The sequence below is a fragment of the Peptostreptococcus faecalis genome, assembly GCF_900240845.1.
In the GTDB taxonomy this organism is placed as follows: Bacteria; Bacillota; Clostridia; order Peptostreptococcales; family Peptostreptococcaceae; genus Peptostreptococcus; species Peptostreptococcus faecalis.
The window spans coordinates 32,216-56,438 of the sequence record NZ_OERU01000002.1; the positions used below are offsets into that span (position 1 = coordinate 32,216).

At 29.9% G+C, this 24,223-nt stretch carries 25 protein-coding genes; 8 read left to right on the top strand and 17 right to left on the bottom strand.

Annotated features, from left to right (window positions below; translation table 11 throughout):
- The first annotated feature begins 200 nt into the window (after positions 1-200).
- From ygiD to C0982_RS05470, 3 genes are all read left to right on the top strand, one after another.
- Entirely contained in the window at positions 201-962 is a 762-nt protein-coding gene (gene ygiD / locus C0982_RS05460; protein WP_101773258.1) for a 4,5-DOPA-extradiol-dioxygenase, read from the top strand.
- A 347-nt stretch (positions 963-1,309) separates the two neighbouring features.
- On the top strand, positions 1,310-1,645 hold the full coding sequence (locus tag C0982_RS05465; protein ID WP_101773259.1) for a DMT family transporter: 336 nt from the start codon (positions 1,310-1,312) through the stop codon (positions 1,643-1,645).
- A gap of 1 nt (position 1,646) precedes the next feature.
- Positions 1,647-1,961 (top strand): DMT family transporter, encoded by a 315-nt coding sequence (locus C0982_RS05470; RefSeq protein WP_101773260.1) that lies wholly within the window; start codon positions 1,647-1,649, stop codon positions 1,959-1,961.
- Between the two features lie 177 nt (positions 1,962-2,138).
- Here the strand turns inward: C0982_RS05470 and C0982_RS05475 are convergent, their stop codons facing one another.
- Complete coding sequence (locus C0982_RS05475; RefSeq protein WP_101773261.1) at positions 2,139-2,849, bottom strand: CPBP family intramembrane glutamic endopeptidase; 711 nt, start codon at positions 2,847-2,849, stop codon at positions 2,139-2,141.
- Between the two features lie 247 nt (positions 2,850-3,096).
- Between C0982_RS05475 and C0982_RS05480 the strand changes: the two genes are divergently transcribed.
- Positions 3,097-4,146, top strand: a complete 1,050-nt coding sequence (locus C0982_RS05480; protein ID WP_101773262.1) for a cell wall-binding repeat-containing protein — start codon at positions 3,097-3,099, stop codon at positions 4,144-4,146.
- Between the two features lie 176 nt (positions 4,147-4,322).
- On the opposite strand, the gene C0982_RS05485 is transcribed toward C0982_RS05480, so the two are convergent.
- From C0982_RS05485 to C0982_RS05525, 9 genes are all read right to left on the bottom strand, one after another.
- Positions 4,323-4,634, bottom strand: coding sequence for a cell wall-binding repeat-containing protein (locus tag C0982_RS05485; protein WP_408633995.1), 312 nt, complete (start codon positions 4,632-4,634; stop codon positions 4,323-4,325).
- A gap of 106 nt (positions 4,635-4,740) precedes the next feature.
- On the bottom strand, positions 4,741-6,717 hold the full coding sequence (locus tag C0982_RS05490; RefSeq protein WP_101773264.1) for a cell wall-binding repeat-containing protein: 1,977 nt from the start codon (positions 6,715-6,717) through the stop codon (positions 4,741-4,743).
- Positions 6,718-6,820: 103 nt separating this feature from the next.
- Complete coding sequence (locus tag C0982_RS05495) at positions 6,821-8,017, bottom strand: hypothetical protein (protein WP_101773265.1); 1,197 nt, start codon at positions 8,015-8,017, stop codon at positions 6,821-6,823.
- A gap of 556 nt (positions 8,018-8,573) precedes the next feature.
- Entirely contained in the window at positions 8,574-9,017 is a 444-nt protein-coding gene (gene sufU / locus C0982_RS05500; protein WP_101773266.1) for a Fe-S cluster assembly sulfur transfer protein SufU, read from the bottom strand.
- Entirely contained in the window at positions 9,007-10,242 is a 1,236-nt protein-coding gene (locus C0982_RS05505; protein WP_101773267.1) for an aminotransferase class V-fold PLP-dependent enzyme, read from the bottom strand. The genes sufU and C0982_RS05505 overlap by 11 nt, the downstream gene beginning before the upstream one ends.
- A gap of 34 nt (positions 10,243-10,276) precedes the next feature.
- A complete protein-coding gene (locus tag C0982_RS05510) occupies positions 10,277-11,110 on the bottom strand; it encodes a SufB/SufD family protein (RefSeq protein ID WP_101773268.1) in 834 nt (277 codons plus the stop codon).
- 10 nt (positions 11,111-11,120) lie between these two features.
- Positions 11,121-12,545: a Fe-S cluster assembly protein SufB gene (sufB, locus tag C0982_RS05515; protein ID WP_101773269.1), complete on the bottom strand. Its 1,425-nt coding sequence runs from the start codon at positions 12,543-12,545 to the stop codon at positions 11,121-11,123.
- Entirely contained in the window at positions 12,535-13,299 is a 765-nt protein-coding gene (gene sufC / locus C0982_RS05520; protein ID WP_101773270.1) for a Fe-S cluster assembly ATPase SufC, read from the bottom strand. The genes sufB and sufC overlap by 11 nt, the downstream gene beginning before the upstream one ends.
- Positions 13,300-13,527: 228 nt before the next feature.
- On the bottom strand, positions 13,528-14,796 hold the full coding sequence (locus tag C0982_RS05525; RefSeq protein WP_101773271.1) for an MSCRAMM family protein: 1,269 nt from the start codon (positions 14,794-14,796) through the stop codon (positions 13,528-13,530).
- Between the two features lie 375 nt (positions 14,797-15,171).
- Between C0982_RS05525 and C0982_RS05530 the strand changes: the two genes are divergently transcribed.
- Entirely contained in the window at positions 15,172-15,858 is a 687-nt protein-coding gene (locus C0982_RS05530; protein WP_101773272.1) for a class A sortase, read from the top strand.
- A gap of 202 nt (positions 15,859-16,060) precedes the next feature.
- Here C0982_RS05530 and C0982_RS05535 read toward each other — a convergent pair whose 3' ends face one another.
- Complete coding sequence (locus C0982_RS05535; RefSeq protein ID WP_101773273.1) at positions 16,061-16,903, bottom strand: DUF5685 family protein; 843 nt, start codon at positions 16,901-16,903, stop codon at positions 16,061-16,063.
- Positions 16,904-17,316: 413 nt separating this feature from the next.
- Here C0982_RS05535 and C0982_RS05540 point away from each other — a divergent pair, with 413 nt between their 5' ends.
- Entirely contained in the window at positions 17,317-17,766 is a 450-nt protein-coding gene (locus C0982_RS05540) for a C-GCAxxG-C-C family protein (RefSeq protein ID WP_242961508.1), read from the top strand.
- A gap of 74 nt (positions 17,767-17,840) precedes the next feature.
- Here C0982_RS05540 and C0982_RS05545 read toward each other — a convergent pair whose 3' ends face one another.
- From C0982_RS05545 to C0982_RS05565, 6 genes are all read right to left on the bottom strand, one after another.
- Positions 17,841-18,740, bottom strand: a complete 900-nt coding sequence (locus C0982_RS05545) for a sensor histidine kinase (protein WP_101773274.1) — start codon at positions 18,738-18,740, stop codon at positions 17,841-17,843.
- A gap of 10 nt (positions 18,741-18,750) precedes the next feature.
- Positions 18,751-19,521, bottom strand: coding sequence for an ABC transporter permease (locus C0982_RS05550; RefSeq protein WP_101773275.1), 771 nt, complete (start codon positions 19,519-19,521; stop codon positions 18,751-18,753).
- Positions 19,514-20,434, bottom strand: a complete 921-nt coding sequence (locus C0982_RS05555; RefSeq protein WP_101773276.1) for an ABC transporter ATP-binding protein — start codon at positions 20,432-20,434, stop codon at positions 19,514-19,516. The genes C0982_RS05550 and C0982_RS05555 overlap by 8 nt, the downstream gene beginning before the upstream one ends.
- A gap of 92 nt (positions 20,435-20,526) precedes the next feature.
- Positions 20,527-20,805, bottom strand: coding sequence for a winged helix-turn-helix domain-containing protein (locus C0982_RS10880; RefSeq protein ID WP_330399793.1), 279 nt, complete (start codon positions 20,803-20,805; stop codon positions 20,527-20,529).
- Positions 20,806-20,862: 57 nt separating this feature from the next.
- A complete protein-coding gene (locus C0982_RS10885) occupies positions 20,863-21,207 on the bottom strand; it encodes a response regulator transcription factor (RefSeq protein ID WP_330399794.1) in 345 nt (114 codons plus the stop codon).
- Positions 21,208-21,412: 205 nt separating this feature from the next.
- Positions 21,413-21,871, bottom strand: a complete 459-nt coding sequence (locus C0982_RS05565; RefSeq protein ID WP_101773277.1) for a DUF2680 domain-containing protein — start codon at positions 21,869-21,871, stop codon at positions 21,413-21,415.
- Between the two features lie 171 nt (positions 21,872-22,042).
- Between C0982_RS05565 and C0982_RS05570 the strand changes: the two genes are divergently transcribed.
- Both C0982_RS05570 and C0982_RS05575 read left to right on the top strand, forming a co-directional pair.
- A complete protein-coding gene (locus tag C0982_RS05570) occupies positions 22,043-22,729 on the top strand; it encodes a response regulator transcription factor (protein ID WP_101773278.1) in 687 nt (228 codons plus the stop codon).
- 104 nt (positions 22,730-22,833) lie between these two features.
- Complete coding sequence (locus C0982_RS05575) at positions 22,834-24,216, top strand: sensor histidine kinase (RefSeq protein ID WP_180946880.1); 1,383 nt, start codon at positions 22,834-22,836, stop codon at positions 24,214-24,216.
- Positions 24,217-24,223 lie beyond the last annotated feature (7 nt).

Consider the following 24,223-nt stretch of genomic DNA (forward strand, 5'->3'; position numbering starts at 1 on the left):
ATGATATTTGGGGTATAATTATCCACAAATACCTATGTATCTATTGATTCGCATTATACTCTAATTTTTAGGGGTATTCAATAGATCGTATTTTTTCAATTAATAGATATTTGACTGCTGTATATATTAAAATATTTATTTTGATATTTTATCAAATAGTTTATTTATATACAGCTCTATAATAAAAAAGGAGTGATTTTATGAGAATGCCAGTAATGTTTTTAGGACATGGTTCACCTATGAATACAATAGAAGATAACGAATTTTCAAATACTTGGAAAAGACTAGGTACTTTAATTGCTAAACCAAAGTATATACTTTGTATATCCGCTCATTGGGTAAGCGAATCTACTTCTACCAATGATTCTGAAAATCCTGAAATAATATATGATATGTATGGTTTCCCAGAAGAACTATATCAAGTAAAGTATAGTTCTCCAGGAAGTTATGAACTTGCACATAGAGTTAAAAATCTCACTGGAGCAAATATAGATAATAGTTGGGGAATCGACCATGGAACTTGGTCAGTTCTTACTCATATGTTCCCAAAAGCAGATATTCCTGTAGTCCAATTGAGTATTGACAGCAATGCATCTTTAATGGATTTTTATAATATAGGAGAAAAATTAAGACCTCTTAGAGATGAGAATGTTCTAATACTTTGTAGCGGTAATGTAGTCCATAATTTAAGATTGATGCAATGGGATTTAGGAGATAAAGGTTTTGACTGGGCTGTAGAGTTCGGTAATTATATAAAAGATGGTGTCTTGGAGAATAATTTAGAAAAAGTTTTGTCATTTAATGACGTAATAAATCCTGATAATCCTCCATTTACTACTCTTGAACACTTTGTTCCACTGTTATTTGCAATGGGGGCTTCAGATAAAAACGATAAAATAAGCGTTGAAAATCAAGGTTTTTCAATGGGTTCACTCTCAATGACAAGTTATATTTGGGAGTAATTTAGATATAATATCAATAAAAAGATCTATTTAGTTCATCTAGATAGATCTTTTATTTTGTTATCTTAATTTTATTTAGTTATATTAATTTTATTTTTTTGTCTTAATTTTATTTTTTATGCCATACTATATTTATTTGTGATATAATATTTAATAAGAAAATTTATTATAGTCTGATTTCAGATGATCTTTATGCTGGCTCAACCTTGTATCTATATCTAAGTAATTATTTTTAGGTTTCACCTATTCAATTAATTAACTGCTTAGATAGAATATGAGATAGCCAGCTGTATTTTATTGTTTTGTTACATATTTTATTTATAAATTTGAAAGGGAGTTGAACTTATATGAATAAAAACACACAAAGCTGGATTATACTATTTATAGCTTCTCTTTTTGAAGTTGCTTGGGCAATAATGCTCGGAAAAATAGGAAGTGTTTTTGATTTTTTAATTACAGCTATTTGTATTATTTTTAGTTTCTGGGGATTAATAGTCGCTAGTAATAGAATACCTACAGGTACTGCTTATGCGTTATTTGTTGGTATTGGCTGCATAGGTACTACTTTAGTTAGTGTACTTTTTTTTGGAGAGGCTTTCTCACCTCAAAAAATATTCTTTATAGCTTTGCTATTAATTTCTGTAATTGGACTTAAAATTACGTCAAAGGAAGTGGAGGAGTAAAATGATTTGGTTTGTATTAATTTTAGCTGGAATATTTGAAATGCTCGGAGTACTTACAATTTCTAATTTTAATAAAACTAGAAATATCAAAAACTTTCTTCTATTAGTCGTTGCATTTACATTTAGTTTTACATTTCTTTACATAGCAATGAAATCTTTGCCTACTAGTATAGCATACTCTGTTTGGACAGGAATAGGAGCTTCTGGAGGTGCACTTTTAGGAATTCTTTTATTTAATGAACCTAAAAACAAGTTCAGAATAACATTTATTTGCCTAATTATACTTTCTGTAGTAGGTTTAAAAATTGTAGGTTAGTAAATTTACTTCATACTAGTAAAGTTATATATGAATTCAGTGTAATATTTATTTTAAAAATCTTTACATAATAAAGATAGCCGGTAACACATCAGTCTAAAAATACTATTTTGTAGATTGATGTATTACCGGCTATTATTTTATATTATATTTTTTATAATACTATATTACATAATACTATATAAATAACATTCCGATAAATGCTACTAAATTATTTAATAAGTGTATACTAATAGATACTTCTATTCTTTGCGTTTTATAATAAGCTATAGCCCAAAATAATCCTAAAGCAGCGTACATTGCAAAGCTTATAATATCTGTTGGACCATGTGCAATTCCAAACAATGATGCACTTACAACAATCCCCACAAATGGAATCGCTCTAAATGCACGTCCTATTATTTCTCCTCTAAAAATTATTTCTTCAATTATAGGTGCTGCGACAACTATACTCACAAATGATAAATATTTGCTATTCATTTTAAACGATTCATTTAATAGCATTTCATTGGCAGTAGTTTCTACTCCTTGTAATTTTAATGCATATAATCCTAGATTAGAAACTCCATAACCAAGTACAAATACAACTAATATTAAGATTATATTCTTTTTCGTAAAAAACGAAAAATCAAAATTTCCTATTTTAACTTTTTTAGCTATAAGTATGAATACCCCTACTATTAACAATGTAACTATTGTCAATATGATTGCGTTTTGCCCTACAATTGGTATTTGTTTCATATTTTCTATACTTTCACTAGAATCATATCCAAAAAAACCTTCTAAAACACTTGGAATCATCCACAAAACAATCATTAAAAGTATCAATGAAAATTCCTTTAAAACTATCGAGATACCTGATTTACTTTTTTTTATTTCTTCTGACATAAATTCACTTACTCTCCTAACTTTTTTATTTGATTATAACATACTAGGTCTATATTTTAAAAAATATTTTTGATTTTTAATTATCTTTTATCACTTTTTTATTAGAACATTTTATTTTATAATGTTTGTTTAAGTTGTCGTAAATGATATATTAAAAAATTAACAAGAATTATAATAGAATTGATTTTTAATAAAACATATATGTTATAATTAAGTTGATAGATATATTTTGTATAGGAGGTCAGTCATGAAAAAATTACTCGCGCTAATGTTATCCTTAGCTTTCATTATTCCTAGTACTAATACTATATTCGCTAGTGGTGAAAACAATATTACAAGAATCTCTGGTGGTGATAGGTATGAAACTTGTGTACGTGTAAATAAGTCTCTTAACTTTAGTTCTGATAAAGACTCCGCCGTCATAGCAAATGGTAATGATTTCAAGACGGCTCTATATGGTAGTTATCTTTCTTCTAGCCTTGATATTCCATATTTTATTTCCAAAAAAGATTTTTTATCTTCAAATGTAGTAAATGAATTGGATAGGTTAAAAATAAAAAAAGTTTATTTATTAGGAGATAATAATGTCCTTTCAGATAAAGTTGATAACTTGTTAAAGCAAAAAAGCATTAAAACAGAAAGAATATTCAATAAAAAAACTGATAATTTATTTGGTGGATACTATACAGATAACATCGACTTACAAGTAGACGGTATAATTCACTCATCACTTTATGGAAATTCTCCTAGAGGTGATATATCTTATGCTATATTGATAAATGACAATAAATTTTCCGATTTACTTACTACAACTCCTTTTGCTGGAGCTCTTGCAAAGTCTCAGCATTTCGGTCTATATAGTTTTGACACATTGAAAACTACCGGAACTGAAGGTAACACTGGTAAAATATTCGGATATATAATTGGTGGATACGATTCTATTCCAAGTGAATTTGAAACATATGATACAAACTGGGATGGGTCTTATAGAGGTGATAAACGTATTCATTCAGAAGATAGATATAAGACAGCAATTGAAATAGCAAATGCTTATAAAACTGAATTAAACAAAGATATTAAAACTGTTGTGATAGTGAATGGTGATGATTTTGCTGATGCATTATCTTCTGGCTTAATAGCTTCAAATAATGATGCAGCTATTCTCCTTACTAAATCTGATAAATTAAATGAAGATACAAGAAAATACATACTAGAAAATAATATTAAAAACTTCATTATTATCGGTGGTGAAAATTCAATATCTAAGGATGTTGAAAACGAGTTAAATAGTTTATAATTATTTTTAAAAATATACTCTAAAAAAAGAGCAGTTGAATTTAACTGCTCTTTTTTTAGAGTATATTTACAACAATATTACTATTCTCAGTATAATTTTATAAGTAAATAAATATAAAAGCTGCTTTTTTAGAGTAAAATATAAAATAGCAGCTTTTATTATAAAAATTATTTAATTTATTTTCCTATAGGCGTTGAAATTTTATCAAGTCTTTGAGATATCTTCACTGCTGTAGAGTACCTATCAGCTCCTGATATTCTTTCTTTGTTAGTAACTTTCAGTCCGTCATATATTGATTTAGATACTGAATTTTCTCCTCCACCTACAAGTATACTATCTACCTTCCAGTCAGCTATATCTTTTGCTGTAATGTCAGTTAGTTTATCTGGTCTTGTTAAGTGAATTGGGCACTTAAACTTAGCTGCTAGTGAGTTGATTGTAATTCCGTCTGGGAAGTCTGTTCCATCTACTAGTATCATATCAGTCATATTTCCTGTAAGTGCTCTTACTTCTTTTCCTATTAGTGAAGCTGTTTCATATCTGTCTGCTCCACCTATTCTAGATACAGAGGATATCTTTAAATCAGCATTTAACCTATCTTGTATGTTCTTTGCTACTGAATTTGTACTTCCACCGATTACTATATTGCTTAGNCTTCCAGTCCTTTATTACATTTTCAGTTGTAGTTGTAAGCTTGTTAGGATTTGTAATTAAAATTGGTACTCTCTTTTGAGTTGCAAGAGCTGATATTGTAATTACGTCAGGGAAGTTAGTTCCATCGACTAACATCGCACCATCAGTTTTACCTGTCAAAGCTCTAACTTGTTTTCCAATTTCTTTTGCAGTTTCGTATCTGTCAGTTCCAGCGTATCTAACTATATTAAAGTCTTTTAATTGTTCTTCAACTTTCTTAGATACTGAATCCAATCCACCAGATATTATTACATCCCCTGTTCCACGTCTTTTTAGCTCGTTTAATGTTTCAGTAGAAATACTGTCTGTTCCAGTTAGAAGTATTGGACAATTTCTTTCATTTGCTAGTACTGTAGCTGTTAGTACGTCAGTATATTTGCCTCCATTTGCTAGTACTGCTGTAGCTTTCTTTGTTGGAGGATCAACTGTTCCCCCTCCACCTCCGCCACCACCTGGAGTATCTTCTTTTTCCCACATTGCATATAAAGTTATATTTGCATTTATAGGTGTAGTGAAATCAAATTTTTCCTTGCCTTCTTTATCTAAATACCAACCTTTAAATGTATATCCCTCTTTAGTTACATCTTGTGAATCTACGGTCTTTCCTTCTTCAACTTTTACAACTTTTGGTTCTGTAGTACTATCTGTAAATTTACCACCATTTGGCTCAAAAGTTACTTTATATTCATCTTTTATCTTTTCATATAAAAATATTAAATTTTTAAACCTAGCATTACCGTCTTCATCGCGTAATTCCATGTGGAATACATCTGATGCTGGAGCTCCATCCTCATACACCTTTGCAAATACATATTTATTGTCATTTATCTTCAAATCATATCCTAATCGTTCAGACTCTGGAAGATTTCCTTCATAAAAAGGAGAGTATGCATATGATTTCCCAATCTGATCTACTAAAGTTGTTCTATCAATTACATTAGCATTTTGATGAGTCAAATATGCAATATGATTTCTAAGTTCATTTTCTTCCATATTAGTTATTCCTGAAGGTAGATTTTTTTCAAATAACTCTTTATCCATATGGTATATATCAAAACTCGCCTTAGGACCATCATATAGCATATCATAATTTATTTCAACGATTTCTATTTTATTAGCCTCACTTGGAAATTTTCCTTTTCCATTTTCCCAACCACTAGGAAAAACTGGATTAACACCAAGAGAAATCATTTCTTCAACTTGTATTTGACACTCATCTCCAGGGTTTCCTTGTATGAATTTAGATGGTCTACTGAATAGCCCTGGAGGAAGAGCATTTATTTTATATATTACAAATACTCCACTTTTTCCATCTTCTAACTGTGAGGTATCTTGTTCATATTTTATTTCAATAAACTTGTCTGCAGCAACGGTATAATGATTATATTTTCCTTCAATTGGAGCACTAGTAATTGGTTTCCACCCAGATATTTTTTTTGGTGTAATTTTATATTCAGCATCCACATCACCATAAAAAACATCTGTTTGATCTATCTTTCTTCCTTGCCTATCTTTATAATATACATGTACTTCACCCGGAGTATCACCTACTACGCTATAATAATACGTCACTACTTTTTCATCTTTATCTATTTTTCCTATTACATCTCCATCTACTCTATTGTACACATATTTTTCCTGATTGTTCGATACTATGTCGGGAAATGCATACAAAATCCCCTGAGTAACATAGGTATCTCCAATATTACCTTCTATAACTATATCATCAAATAGTTTTTCGCCTGTAGCATTACAGTACTTAACGATGACTTTTCCTTCACCTGATGAATCTTGTGCATGAATAAAGTCTGAATTTTTAAATCCAAAAATAATTGCTATCGCTATTGCTACATAAAAAATATAAAATCTTTTTTTCATAACTCCTCCTCTTTTTAATAATTTTTCTTGACGTAATTTCCATACATATAAATAAATAGAGAGTGAAAACTCTCCATTTATTTATAAACTAACTTCTAAAAAACTACTGCCATATAATACTTCCAACTGTATCATCTGGCGTATTACCAGTAAAAGTATTTCCACTTAGAATACCTTGAACGTTGCTAAATAAAGCTTGTATCGGTTTTGATGTTGCTATAGCTCCCCCTTTTCCACCATTTAGGACGCTATTTTTCTCGAAAGTATTATCTGTTATATTTACTTTTGATGTAAATCTTCCAGAGAATCCGGAATTTTGATATAACTGTATAGCGCCTCCACTTTGAGCCTTAACACCTGCAGTTTCTCTTTCTAAAGACTGTGCAATATTTCCTCTAAATCTATTATCCTCTATATTAACTCCTGAAGTCACACTTTCAATAGTTTGAATTAAAATAGCTCCTGCATCATCTCCAGCAATATTTTCATTAAAACTATTATTTTTAATATTAACTTTTGCTCCGTTTATTACATCAAAAACTGCGATAGCCCCACCATCTGCAAACTGTATATTACCAGAACTTGCTCCATCTTTAACTGCTTCATTTTTTTCAAAAGTAGAGTTTAATATATCAATTGTCCCACCAGTAGGTCTATAAATATAAATTGCTCCACCTTCGCCACCAAGAACTCCTGTTCCTAATGCTAAGGTCTTATTACCTATAAATTTAGTATTATCTATTACTAAATTTCCACTAAACCCTTTTGTTGCTATTGCTCCACCACTGTATCCAGATCCAGATGTTGAATTGTCCTCAAAATGAGAATTTAATATTTTAAGATTTGCATTACCATTAAACCATAATGCTCCGCCATCCCCAGTTCCATGACGTCCTGTAACCTTTACACTATCTAAAACAACTTTACTAGATGTATTTATACTAAATGCTCTTGGACCTTCTGCCGTTAAAAACTCTAAATTTTTAACCTCTAAACTTCCACTTCCATTTCCATCTACACTAATAGTTCCCTTTGACCAAATCTTATTTTCTCCATTGATTGTTACATTGATATTTGGTACTGAAATTGTCACATTATCATATAAAAAATCTTCTGACAGAGTGATGACATCTCCATCTGTTGCACTTGTAACTGATTCTTTTAATTCCGTTACATTTTTTACCACTTTTGATTCAGCAAACGAATTTCCACCCAATGATATTAGCAGTACCATCGATAACAATATCATGCTAGAAATAAACATGCTAATTTGTTTTGATTTGTGCTGTCTTGTAACCATACTTTCCCTCCTTCTTAATATAATAATTAATGACTTTCAATTTATCTAGTCTATAAAATAAATTTATATAGAATTAAAAAAATATTCATCTTATCAAAAAAATATATTTGCAATCGTTTGCATATTTACTAAAGTTATTAAAGAATTTAATAATAAAAATTTTACTTTTTTTGTATTATTCTTTTCTTTATAGTTACATCCTAAATCTTTTTTTTTTAAAAATCAAGGATTTTTTTTGAAATATTCTCAATTATCTATAATATAAACTTTTTATTATTAACAATTAATTTCTTTCACTTTAATACATCCATATATATAAATATTATGCTTTATCTTTCCCTTAATCTTTATAATTATAAAATAAGTTTGATAATAATTTAATGATTATATTCTTTTTTGCAATTCATTTTAATTTATGCCTTAACAATAAAAAAGTGCCTCCTATATTTAAGATAAAATCATCTTTAAACACAGTTTGGCACTTTTTATTTTTATGTTTTTAAATATTTAAAATTTATTATTTTTCAATCATCTTTTACTTCTAAAAACAATTATATTACTTGCTTTCAAAATTATTATCTATTATATTTGCTAAAGTATGCCATGCAAGTACTGCACATTTTACTCTAGCTGGCATATTTGACACATTTTCTAAAATTACTGCATCACCAAGTGTATCAATTAGATCATCGTCTACATCTACTTCTTTTTTTATCATACCAATAAATTTTTCAGTCAATTCTTTCGCTTCGTGTATATCCTTGCCTTTTATTAAGTCTATCATCATAGATGTAGAAGCTCTAGAAATTGCGCATCCTTCTCCAACAAATGCAGCATCTTTGATTGTATCTCCATCCATTTCTATTTCTAAAGTTATTTCATCACCACAACTAGGATTATGACCTAACTCCTTAAAAGTAGGAGACTCTAATTCTCTTCTGTTTGCCTTATTGTTGCTTTCCTGCAAAAGCATATCTGTATATAAACTTTTAAGATCCATATCCCATCACCTTTCTGACCTCTTTTAATTTATCAATAAAGAAATCAACTTCTTCGTATGTGTTATATACTGCAAAACTAACTCTACAAGTTGAGTTTTGGTGAATATATGAATGTAATGGCATTGCACAATGGTGTCCTGTTCTTATAGCTATATCAAAGGTATCTAAAACTGTTGATACATCGTGTGAGTGAATGTCTTTTATATTAAAATCAACTAGTGGAGATCTATTATAGTTTTTAGTCGAATAAATCTCTACAAAGTCTAACTCGCTCATTTTATTATATGCGTATTCAGTCAAATCTAATTCATGCTTGTGTATATTTTCTATGCCTACCCTTTGCATAAATCTTATTGCTTCAGCTAAAGCTACAGCCCCTCCCACATTTTGAGTACCAGCTTCAAATTTTGCTGGCACAGGTGCAAATGTAGTGCTTTGTTCATAAACGTACTCTATCATATCGCCACCATACATATATGGAACCATAGAATCTAATATTTCCTTCTTACCATATAAAACACCTATTCCCATAGGAGCATACATTTTATGACCTGAGAAAGATAGAAAATCTACATCCCAATCTTGTACATCCACTTTTACATGAGGTATTAATTGAGCACAATCACAAGATACAACAGCACCTACTTCATGTGCTAATCTCGTAACTTCTTTTACATCAATTATTCCACCTACAGTATTTGAAGCACCCGCTACAGCAACTAATTTTGTTTTTTCGTTAAGAAGCTCTTTATACTGATTCATATCAAATTCATTATCGTCAGTTAAATATACATATCTTAACACTGCACCTGTCTTTTCTGCAACAAACTGCCAAGTTACAAGATTACTATGGTGTTCATATATTGAAAGTATTATTTCATCTCCAGCTTTTAATTTATCAAGTCCATACGAATATGCAACTAAATTTAGCGCTTCCGTTGTATTTCTTACAAATATTATTTCTTTAGAAGATTTTGCATTTATAAAGTCTCTTACAGTATCTCTAGCGCCTTCATATAGTTCTGTAGAAAGCATTCCTAAATAATGCGCTCCTCTGTGAGGGTTTGCAGTCTGATAACTATAGTAATTTGCAAGAGCATCTATTACACATTTTGGTTTTTGAGAGGTTGCTCCATTATCAAAATATACTATTTTTTTCCCCACTTTTTCTTCATCCAAGTACGGAAATTCTTTTCTGATGTTCATTATATCTTCTTTTTTCATACTTCTTACACCTCACCTTTTTATTGTGTTTATACTATATTCTTTGCTCTATCTGCTTCCACACTTCTTCAGATAATTCTCTATCAGGAAGTTTGTCTATTGTAGGAACTAACTTTGTCTCTACTACCATCTTCTTAGCTTGTTCCAAATCCATTCCTCTACTCATTATGTAGAATAACATATCTTGATCAATCTGACCTGCACTTGCAGCGTGTAGGCCTTCTACATCATCCTCTTCACAAAGAAGTAATGGTACAGCTATATTTCTAACTCCATCATCTAATAAAGTCGCGAATTCTTCTTCACTTCCCTTTGAAAGTCTAGATCCTCTCTTGAAATCTATTGTTCCTTTAAAAGTTTTCTTAGCGTTATCTTTTAGAGCTCCATTTACTAATATATTTGACCTAGTATCTTCTCCATGATGTTTTACATGATAGAAAATATCTAAATCTCTATCTTCATCTACGAAATATATAGATTCTACATTAGTTGATGATTTGTTTCCAATAAGATCAACTACATAATTTGTAACTGAGCGCTTAGCACCTACTTCAATTTGAATTAAATTTACTGTAGCATCTTCCATAACTTCTGCATTTATATCAGTAAGTGCAGAAAGTTCTTCACTACATCTTGCTACATAATATATGTTTACAGTTGAGCCTTTGTTTGCTTTTATATTTATTATTGTACGTCTTGAATCAGTTTCTTGATCTTCTATTTTATTTATATCAAAAAGTGCTGATACTTCGTCACCTTCATTTGCTACTATTTCATTTATATTTTCTTTGACTTCAGGCAATTCGATTAGAGATTCATTTACCTTCAGCCATCTCCACGTAATAAGTGGTAATCTGTTTGCTATCATAGTAATCCTCCTAACCTATTGTACCTTCGAGTTCAAGATTTATTAAATTATTCATTTCTACTGCATATTCAAGAGGTAATTCTTTAGCTATAGGCTCTGCAAAACCTCTAACAACCATTGATTTTGCTTCACTTTCACTAATACCTCTACTCATTAGATAGAAAATTACTTCGTCATCTATTCTACCTATTTTTGCTTCGTGACCTAAATCTACATCCTGTGTAGCAATATCAATTACTGGTATTGTATCTGATCTAGATTCTTGGTCTAGCATTAATGATTCACAACTTACTGTTGATTTAGAACCCTTAGCTTCTTTTGTGATTTTTACTAAACCTCTATAAATAGCTACTCCGCCATCTTTTGATATAGATTTAGAGTTTACTGTTGAAGATGTGTTAGGAGCAGCGTGAACTACTTTTGTTCCAGTATCTAAGTACTGACCCTTTCCTGCAAAAGTGATTCCTGTAAATTCAGATTTTGCACCTTCGCCCTTTAGTATGCTCATAGGGTATAGACAAGATGCCTTAGATCCAAACGATCCAGAAACCCACTCAATTTTACCATCTTTTTCAACTATAGATCTCTTTGTATTTAAGTTATACATATTTCTTGACCAGTTCTCTATTGTTGAGTACCTAAGTGTTGATCCTTCTTTTATAAATAATTCAACAGCACCAGCATGTATGTTTACTACATTGTATCTAGGTGCAGAACAGCCTTCTATAAAGTGGCAGTAAGATCCTTCTTCAACTATTATAAGTGTATGTTCAAACTGACCTGCTCCTGGAGCATTTAGTCTGAAATACGACTGAAGTGGTACATCTACATTTACACCCTTTGGCACATACACAAATGATCCTCCAGACCAAACAGCATAGTGTAGTGCTGCATATTTATGGTCAGCATTTGAAATACATTTCATAAAATATTTTTTTACTATATCAGGATATAATTTTACTGCGCTTTCAAAGTCTGTGTATATTACTCCCTTATCAAGAAGATCTTGCTGGATATTGTGGTATACTACTTCTGAATCATACTGTGCTCCAACACCAGAAAGATTTTTTTCTCTTTCTGCTTCTGGAATACCAAGTAGATCAAAAGTATTTTTAATATCGTCAGGAACTTCATTCCAATCTTCTACCAACTCAGCATCTGGTCTTATATACGTTGTAATATCGTCAATATTTACTTCATCTAGATTAGGTCCCCAAGTTGGATTATCTAATTCATAGAACTTCTTTAAAGATTGAAGTCTTATTTCTAACATCCAATCCGGTTCATTTTTTTCTTCGCTTATCTGTCTTACAATTTCTTCAGTAAGACCTTTTTCAGTTTTTGATTTATATTTAAACTCATTTTTAACATCGTATATGCCACGATCATGTTCTTCAATTTGAGTTTTTTTAGTTTTTTCTAATTTAGTTTCCATTGGATGAATTCACCTCATCTCTAATCCAGCCATAACCTTCTTCTTCTATCTTATGAATTAGCGATCCGTCACCTTCTTTTGCTATAGCTCCATCAACTAAAACATGTACAAAATCAGGCACAACATTATGTATAATCTCCTTATGATGTGTAATTATAAGAAGTGCATTATCATCATTTTTGTAATCTTTAATCCCTTCAGATACTATTCTTACCGCATCTACATCTAGACCTGAATCTGTTTCATCAAGCATAGCAAGCTTTGGATTTAATATACGCATCTGTAGTATTTCAGTCTTTTTCTTTTCTCCACCTGAAAATCCATAATTTAAGTATCTTGCTGCATATTCTGGCTTCATTTGTAATTCTTTCATCTTCTTTGATAAATCCATATTGAATCTAAGCACAGAAACAGGTTTATCATCTACTGCAGATTTTGAAGTTCTGATAAAGTTTTCTACACTTATTCCAGATACTTCTACTGGAGATTGAAATGACATAAATATACCTCTTTTTGCTCTTTCATCTGCAGCCATATCTGTAACATCTTCTCCTTCAAAGAAAATTTTACCAGACATTATTTCATATTTTGGATTACTCATTATTGTATTTACAAGCGTAGATTTTCCTGATCCATTAGGACCCATTACTACATGAGTTTCTCCTTTTTTTATAACTAAATTTATATTTTTTAGGATATGCTTATCCCCTACTTTGACATTCAAGTCTTTTATCTCTAATAATATATCACTCACGGTTTCTCTATCCTTTCAGCTATTATTATATATATTTATTTCTTATTTATTTTCACACAAGACTATATTACTATGATTACCCAAAAAAATCAATTAATCTCGACTAATTTACTAGGATTTATTTGATTTTTTTTTCTTAAAACAAAAAATCCGCAATTTTATGCGGATTTTTGTGTATATATTGCAAATAACGGTTCTCAACTGTTATTTTTTACTATTTATATATTATTATCTTCTCTTGTAGACTATTACTCCACCGATTACCATGGCAGCACCGATTACTGAATATATTGCTAAGTTTTTCTGTCCAGTCTTTGCTAATGATGAAGTACCTGTTTTTGTGTTATTTCCATTTGAAGTTGAATTTGTTGATGTCTTTGTACTGTTTCCATTTGTAGTCGTAGTTCCAGCTGAAGTAGAAGTCAATGAAAGTTTACTTGGTGTTACTTTTCCTTCAGCTACAGTAAATGTACGATTCTTTGCATCTGCATAGTTATTTAACTTATAGTAATAATTACCAGGTTCTAAAGTCAATACACCATTAGATGAAAGTCCTCCACCTGACAATGTCTTTGATGGATCTAAAAGTCCATCTGATCCAGTCTTTCCTAAGAATACAAGCTTTTCATTTTTCCCATTTGCATCTGTAGAATACACTGCTATTTCTTGATTTTCTAGTCCTTTTTGAGTCTTTGAGTCAACTACTGTTAACTTAAATCCTGTTTCACCACTAACATTAGTGTCGCTAGTTTTATGAGTTATATTCACTCTATCTGCTATGTGATTTTCATAAACTTTTACAGTGTATCTCTTTGTGTTTTTAGCATATCCAGTAGGAGCATTCTCTTCTTGAACCATGTAGCTACCTGGTGTTAATGACAAAGTTCCGTTGACTACTTCAATCTGTGTATCACCTATATCTGCTGTTGGTGCATATCCATCTACTAAATATCCATCTTCACCAGAATCCAAGATAGCTACTTTTACGTATGCACCCTTGCTGTTTGTCTTGTAAAGATCAATTGTTGAACCACTTAAAGGAGTATTCAAGTTTTTTCCAGTTACTCTAATAATTAACTGACCTCTTCCTCCTGTGAATTTAGTATTTGAAAGCTCAGTGCTATCACCCACACCACCAGATACAGAAAACGACTTACCCTGAACATTTATCATATATCCACCTGGAGCTTTAGTTTCATAATATGAATATTGGCCATCTTGAAGCTTTATGTTACCTTCAGAATCCAAAAATCCACTTCTACTCAACGAAGCAGGATCTAGTTTTCCATCTTCTTTTGTCTTTGCGCTAAATATTTTTGAAGAACCTTTATAAAAATCTATAGAAGCTCCACCTAATCCATTTCCGCTGCTTGAATCTATCTTTGTAAAATTAAGATTACTATCTGCAAACACTCCGTTAATAGCACCCACCGATATTGTCATAGGTATTGCAATGGCTAATGCTGCTAGTAAATTTAAATATTTTTTATTTTTCACTTTTATTCCCCCCTTGTATGATTAAAATATATGTATGTTTAAATGTGAATATTTTCCTGTCTAAGCCGCAAAATATGAACATCTCAACCGTTAAACATCAACACATCAATAAACTATAAAATTAACTTTTTAATAATAAACATTATCTTTAATATTATAATATCATAAAGTAGTTAAAAATAGAATATTTATGCACATATTAACCAAAATATCCTCAAAAAATTAATGTATTAAATATGTTATATATATTTTTTTCTTAAATTAATGATTCAAATAATTGAGAATATATTTATTTTTTAATTGCTCTGTGTTATACTTTCATTATTATTATAAGAAAGGTGGAGTTGGTATTATATCAATATATCAACATTAACTATGAAAAAAAAATTTGCTGTTATTCTTATACTAGTCGGAATAATTTTTATATCTATACCAAAAATATCAGAATTTTTTCTTTTAAAAAATAACGAAGAAGTAAAAATAGATTCTTTATCTGATAAAGATTTAGAAAAAAATGCAAATAGCGGTGAAAAGGAGTTTGATGCTTCTAAAATACAGGCAATCGATGTTAACGGAGTAATATTAAACCGTGAAAAAGCTGATATGGATAAAGTTGTTGGACAACTTGTAATACCTTCAATTAACATGAATATAGCTATTTTTGATGGTTTACAAAATAATAACTTAATGTATGGTGCCTGTACTATGAAACCAGATCAAAAGATGGGTCTTGGAAATTATGCTGTTGCTGGACATTATTTCAAAAAAGATGGAATACTTTTTGGCTCTCTAATGAAAGTCAAAGAAGGTGATACTATAAAACTCACAAATAAAAAAAATATCTATGAATACGAAGCCGTCAAAACTAGAAAAGTCAAAGATGATAGAACTGATTTAATAAAAGATGACTTTGTAGAACGTGTAGATGGCAAGGCAATGGTGTCATTGATGACTTGCTATTATGATGAAGAAGGATATAGATATTTTGTATTTGGTAGATTCAAAAAATTATATCCGTACTCAAAAGAAAAGATGCTTGATGGTATAACAAGTGAACAATAAATATTCTGCAAAAATATTGCTTAAAAATAGGGAGTGGTAACTACTGGTTATCGCTCCCTGTTTTTAGTTTATATCATTCGATATTCTATATTATCCTAATTTATATATATTTTTTATGTATTGTAATGTTTTTTATATACTATAGCATTACTATTTACATTGTATTGGACTTAATAAATACATTATAGTAATTTAATTCATATTATGTTTGATTTTTCTTGTTCTGTATCCCTGCTAAAATCCCTTTGTATCTCAAGTATATGCCTGAATAAATTATGTTATCTATAATCGCATTATTTACACTTATATCAAGATTTATTATCGATTCCTCTACTCTAGATAAAATCATATCTATTAGTTTTTCAACTTTTAGTTTCAGAGCTTCTCTATCCTCTTCATATTCTTTGAAAGGATTATAACTTCCGCTTTTAATATCCGCATCCAAGTCTTCATATGCATCTAATATATAAATATATTTTCCTAAGTTAAATCCTACACTTCCTAGCCTATCCGTGTACTCATCTTCTTTATATGTAAATATCTCCTTCATTATATCCCCAAAAATATTTGATACTTCGTCAATATTTGTTGAGTTTTTTGATTCCAATTCAGACAGTTCGCCTAACTTTTCTTTTATGTATTCTGCTTTTTCAGGATATTTTTTATATGCACTCTTAAAGCTAGATTTATATGCCAATTTTGCAGCATTATTTGTAATTCCACCATCATCGTTGACATTATCTTCTATTTTGTAATATGTCAATAATATATTCATACTCGCTGCGTATTCGGTAATCTCATTAATCATATGCTTTTTCTTTTTGACTGGATTTACGACACATCTCTCATGAAAGACCTCTGCTTTAGGCTTGTAGACAGAGGTTAATAGCAGTATCAAAAAAGTAATATCATAATTTATGCTCAACCTCGATATTTCAGTATGATTCCTTTTCAAATACTTGCACAGACCACAGTAATATGCTTTATAATGCTCATATTCTCTAAAAGTCAAATCCATTTTATTTATTCGTACATAACCAAACATAATCCACCTCATATATTTAAAATACTTATTTATAAATTCACATTTTTTTAATATAACATTTTTTCATATTTAGAATATAGTACATATGGGAAATATTGATTTTTAACTCCAATTATTATATAAATATACACTCAAATATTACTATAATCTAATATTACTATACTAACCTAAAATGATTAACTTTTGCTATACTTAATTTTTATGTCTTTATTTTATCTATACTATATACCTCTAAAATATGTTATTTAGATTGGACTTAATTCAATTTTTTTTATATAATTGTAATGCATATGTTTAATTTTACAATAATTATAAGATATTAATTTAATTTTTTTGAATGTATGCACTTCATGCAAATAGGGTTATAGGTTCCCTTTTTAAGCCTAAATATAATATAAGGAGATTAAACTTACATGGTAAGTTTAGTAAAATATAATATGAATAATCAAGATGTATTAAATAAGTTTGCAGATGGAATTGACTGTGGACAAGTAATTGTAGAAGAAATTGCAAAAGATTTAAATTTAGATGTTAAACAAGCTCTAAAAGCCGCTGCTGCGTTTGGTGGTGGAATGTACGAAGGTGAAATGTGTGGTTCGTATATAGGTGGGTTAATTGCTGTTGGATTAAAATATGGACACTGTGAACCTGGAGATGGTATAGCTAAAGGTCAGCTTGTATCAAAGGTTTTTGAATACAAGGAAAAATACAAAGAACTTCAAAAATCAAATATATGCTCAGATATATTAGGATACAACCTTACTATACCTGAAGAAGCTAAAATCATTGAGGAAAAACAGTTAATGACCACTGTCTGTCCTAAGTTAGTAATCGATATAATCAATATAGTAAAAGAACTTTAATATAAAAAATCGCATAGTATTTTCTATGCGATTTTTTATACACAGTTATTATATTTATTGATGATTTAAATTTTTTAGATATTTTTAAATATCATAAATTCTACATGTATACCCAATGTATTTTTTTCTAATGTTGCATAGGACCTACCACCCATCTTTTCAGACAACAACGAAACTACTGATAAACCTAAACCAGCAGCTTTTTTTCTAGCCTTGTCCTCAGTATAAAATCTATCGAAAATATGATATATATCTATATCATTTCCTTCTCGCACAATGTTTTTTACTGATAAAATAATTCTATCACTAAGCTGTTCAAATTCTATAATAACATCTCCATCTGAATATTTTATGCAATTTTGTATTAAGTTATTTATAATTCTTATCATATAACCTTTGTCACTATATACTAATAACGGTTTTTCTTGTTTATAAAAAACAACTATCCCTTTTTTTTCAAATTCATGTACATAGTCTGCTACACATTCTGCAACTATATTTGTAATATTAATTTTTTCAAATTTAATCTCTATTTCTGAAACAGACAGATAAGAGTATTCCCAAAAACTATCAACAAGTTGCGACATTTCTTCAATATGTCTTTTGACTATACCGATTTTTTGCCTTTGATCGGAATTTATTTCTCCTTGCTCTATTAATTGCATATTGCCTTTTATAGCGGTAAGCGGAGTTCTCAAGTCGTGAGATAGACTTGCTATCATATTTTTTAATTCCTTTTCTTTATGTTTATTTTCAGCTATTGCACACTGTCCTAGTTCTAGTGATTGATTAATATTTGATACCAATGATGATAGCTCACGATTTAATAATTCTACTGACAATGGTTGCTGTGTATTATTTTTATATCTTTGCTCTAGTTGATTTCTGATAGCTCTTATCTGTTTTTCTAAAACAAAAATATAAATAAAAGATATTACTAAAACTATTATCAGTACTACATTAATTATTTTCAAATAATCACACTCATTTCAAATCTAATTTTCTAAAAATTACGTATGTTAATATGATCATAAATACAATACTTGCTATACTTATAATTGTTGCAGTAAATAAAACATCTGAATTATATTGTCCTTCTGCTATATATTTACTTAGACCAATAGGTGTTTTTGATAGAAAGCCTCTAAAATCATCACTAACAGATCCAAATGATAAAAAAGCATTCCCAACCAAAGTAATTATAACGATACTTGCTCCAATCGTAATTACACTTTTTTTAATAATAAAAGCTAATAAAATTGTCATTGTATTTATTGCAATTCCTATTAGTATGACCACCCCAAAGGATAAAGCCATATGTGTTATAGTTTCCATTGTCATTTCTCTTCCAAACTTATATAACAAGCCTTGAATGGTTGCACGCAATAGTGGAATTGGAAGATATACGAAAAAAAATGTAATTCCAAATACTATAACCTTACTAAGTAGTATTTGCAATCTACTATATCCAGCAGAAATCTCAGATTGAATAGTACGATTTTCAAAATCCGTGCACACTAAAATACTTGCTATCATTATTCCTAAAAGTTCAATGGTTGCACTATCATTCATACTCGAAAAGAATGTATTGTATCCTTCAAGTGGTATATTTAATTCTTTTACATATGGTGATCCTACATAATTTAGATGAGAAAAAGCCATAGCTACAGAAAGAACAATTATCAATATAGTTAATATTTTTATCGGCAAAGATTTTCTCGCCTTTAAAACTTCACACTTCATCAAATTAATCATGTTTATCCTCCCCTACTAAATTCATATAATACTTTTCTAATGAATTAGCTCTTACAGATAATTCTGTAACTACAATGTCATTTATATGTAAAATTTCAGCTATTTCTTCAAGTTTATCTACACAATTATATAAGTGTATAGATTTGTCTGGCATTACCATATAATTATCTATATTCAGTTCACTTTCTATTATACTTACTGATTTTTCTGGATTATTTGTGCGTAAAAAAATATATTCTCTGCACTCTTCATCTAATTCTTTTGATGTAATTTGCTTTACTACTCTTCCACTATCAAGAATTATATAATCTGTAGCTACTTGATAAAGCTCCGATAAATTATGACTAGACAACAATATTGTTATATTTTTTTCTTCACATAAATATTTTAATAAATTCCGTATATCAACAATTCCCATTGGATCCAAACCATTGATAGGTTCGTCTAATACCAGAAATTCTGGACTCCCAACTAATGCAATGGCAATTCCTAGTCTTTGCTTCATTCCCAGAGAAAAATTTCTTGTTTTTTTCTTATCACTATTTCTAAGCCCTACCAAATCTAGTAATTCATCTTCCTTTTCTTTATTCGGTATTCCTTTTATCATTCTATGTAAAGACATATTATCTTTAGCAGTCATAGATGTGTTTATAGCGGGATATTCTATCATAAATCCTATTCTTTTCCTAGCATCCTTTATCTTTGCACCACTTTGTCCAAACAAACTATAATTACCTTCTGTTGCAAAACTTAGACCAGCTATCATCCTCATAAAAGTAGTCTTTCCTGCTCCATTTCGACCTATTAAACCATAAATTTTACCAGGTTTTAATGAAATAGAAATATTATCCAATGCTTTTATACCCCGGTATTTTTTGGTCAACTGTCTAGTTTCCAAAACATATTCACTCATTTTATCACTCCTTCTATTCATGTAACTTTAGTTTAATATAAAAAGGTTTAGAAAAAGTCAAGTTTATCCTAATAAATGTGAATTTTTTGTAATTATTCTGCAAATAATCTGTAGCCAAGCCCCCAAACAGTTTCTATGTATTCTTCAGTAGAATTTATCGATTTTAATTTAGCGCGAATATTGCTAATATGTGATTTTATAGCATTATCGTCGCCTAAGAAATCTTCTCCCCATATAGTTTCATATAGATTAGACTTAGTAAAAACTTTCTCTTTATTATTTATAAGTAGTTCCATTATCATATATTCTTTAGCTGTAAGTTCTACTGCATTATTATTTAAAGTGATTTTTTTCTGTTCTATATTTAACACCAAATCTTTGTATTTTATTTCTTTTATAATGATTTCATAGTTAAATCTTCTTAAATTTTACTCTACCCTAGCTAGTACTTCATCTAAGTCAAATGGTTTCGTTACGTAATCATCAGCACCTAATTTCAATAATTCTATTTTAACACTAACTAAATTTTTTGCAGAAATTACAATTACTGGACAGTTTGAAAAAGTTCTTAGTTCTCTTAATACTTCATCTCCACTTTTATATGGAAGCATTATGTCTAACAATAATAAATCATAAGAATTATTTTTTATTTTTTCTAATCCTTCATATCCGGTATATGCAGACTCTACATCATATCCAGCATTAAATAATGTTTTTACTAGTATGTCATTAATATCTTCATTATCTTCAATTATTAATATTTTATATTTCATATATTTTAAACATTCCTCCTATTAATATTTACTTATTATGCAATTATTATTAAATAAGAATCTGTATATTGCCAAATGTTAGTATAACATAATATCTTATTTACAACATGAAAATACTTTTAATACTTACAGAAAAATTAAATATCCTCCGCTGAAATTCATCTAATTTCAACAGAGGATATTTTTATACTGCTACTTATAAATTTTACCTATTTATGCATGATCCATCACGCATTCCGTTTCCCATGCCTTTTCCAACATGACCATGACCTTGCCCTTTTCCATTTCCATATTTATTACCTATCTTAGAATTCTTTTTTGAAGTTCCATCACAGTTATCTTTATTAGCTTTTATCTTTGCAAGTGTATTATCTGCTTGCTTTTGTGTTATTTTACCAGATTTAACGCGTTCATCTAGTTTTTCTTTGTCTAATTCAAGCATCTTATTTCTAAACTCGTTCAGCACACCCGCATCTTTGGCTATATTACCGTATGTTTTTCCTGTTTTAATTCTCTCATCAACTATAGATTGTACTTTTCTTCCTGTTAGTTCTGCTATTACTCCTGCACGATCTTCATAATTAGTTGTTGCGGCTGCAGACGAACCTACAGATAAAGCTAACAAGACCACACTAGAAATCATTATCTTTTTAATATTTTTCATGATTTTAACCTCCTTTTTTTCAGCTATGTTTATTTTGCTGTAATTAAAGTATAATCCTGGAATATGGCAAAAGTATGTTTTTCAATTAAGTTTTTTCATGATAAGATAGAATTATCAACACTAAAAAAACACATTTAACCAGTACAGTATTAAATGAAAGGAGTGATTGGTATGACTCGCATTCTAATTGCCGATGACAATAAACAAATTGTCTCTATACTTGAAGAATATGCAAAAAAAGAAGGTTATTCCGTAACAACTGCATTTGAAGGACCTTCTGTTTTAGATAAAGTTCATTCTATAGATTTTGACATAATTTTACTTGATGTAATGATGCCTGGTATGGATGGCTTTGAAGTTTGCCGTGAAATACGCAAATTCAGCAATGTTCCTATTATTATGATTACGGCACTTGGAGAAGACTTTGAACGAATCATGGGGCTTGATATAGGAGCGGATGACTATATTGTCAAACCATTTTCTCCAGGAGAGGTAATGGCAAGAGTTAGGGCCGTTCTACGCCGCATTTCTCCAAATTATGAAACAAATGATAGAATTTTTTCATATGAAAACTTAAAAATCAACTTAGATGAGTACATTACATATATTGAAAATACTCGAATTTATCTTACAAAAAGAGAAACTGAACTTCTATGGACTCTAGCTACTAATAAAAATAAAGTTTTTTCTCGCGACAATCTACTTAATACCTTATGGGGAGTTGACTACTATGGTGATACACGTGCAGTAGATTCCCATATAAAAAGATTGCGTGCAAAACTAGACGAGGTTTCCCACAGTGGATGGGAAATCAAAACAATTTGGGGAGTTGGCTATAAATTTGAGGTGACAGAATGAAAAATAAAATATACTCTCGACTTTTAATTTATTTCTTAGGATCATTAATTATATTATCTCTTATTATAGGCATCACTTTTTATATTCTTTTTTCTAAGCACAATATGGATACGCATAAAAGTGAACTAAAAAATAGAGCTGTTCATATAGCAGAATCAATGGGTGAATTTTGGAATGGAAACAATGTTTCACAAGGAAATCCTCAAAGAGGTCAAGGTCATAATAAATCAGGTCAAAGTACTGGTTATGGCGCTTATCTTAGATTTTTAGACGATATCACCGTATCTGATATATGGATCGTTGATAAAAATTTAAATCAAATAACTCGTGGCCATGGAAAATCAACTCTTTCCTATAGTGATCTCCCTTCTGGAGCAGATGATTCCATAAAAAATGCAATGAAAGGAAATATTACCTTCAGTGAAAATTTTGGAACATATTTAGGATCTCCCTCTATAACTGTAGCTGTGCCTATAACTCTTCAGTCAGGAGAAATTTATGGGGTAGTTCTCATGCATGAACAAATTGAAAATATTCATAGCGTAACTAAAAACTCTCTTGCTATTTTACTAATCAGTATAGGAGTTGGTGCTTTTATTTCTGTTTTAATTGCAGGTATATTAGCTAGAAAATTTACAAAGCCATTATCAAAAATGAAATCTGCAGCGGTAAAAATCAGTGATGGTGACTACAAAGTTCGTTCAGGTGTTGTCCAAAATGATGAAATTGGTGAACTTGCTAAAACGTTTGATAATATGGCTATGAAGCTAGACGTAGCTTCAAAAGAAAGAGATAAACTAGAAAATATACGACGTGATTTCGTAGCAAATATTTCACACGAACTACGAACACCTGTCACTGTAATTCGAGGCTCTTTAGAAGCTCTTTGTGATGGTGTTGTCTCAGATCCAGAAATGGTCGAAGAATATCACAATCAGATGTTCTCAGAAAGCCTACATTTGGATAGATTGGTATCCGATCTTTTAGATTTATCACGACTTCAAAATCCAGATTTTACTATGAATATGTGTGAGGTAGACTTTAAAGAAATATCAGAAGATGCTGTCAGAAGTACTCGTCGCATAGCATCAGAGAAAAATGTTGAAATACTTTTTTCTCACAGCGGTAATAATTTTTCTGTATTTGCTGATTATAATAGGCTGCGTCAAATCTTATTAATTTTTCTCGACAATGCAGTGAAATTTTCTCCAAAAGATGGAACTATTGAAGTTTTGCTCAATTCAAACCAAGATACAATAAAATTATCTGTAATAGATGGAGGTCCTGGAATTGCAGTAGATGATTTACCATATATATTCGATAGATTTTACAAACAGCGCTTAGAAGAAAATAAAAGTGGAACAGGACTTGGACTAGCAATTGCGAAACAAATTTCCGATAGACACGGTGCTATTATAAAAGCAAAAAACAACAAAAATAAAGGATCTCAATTCTCACTAACAATGAACACTATTAAATCCCATTAATATGAAA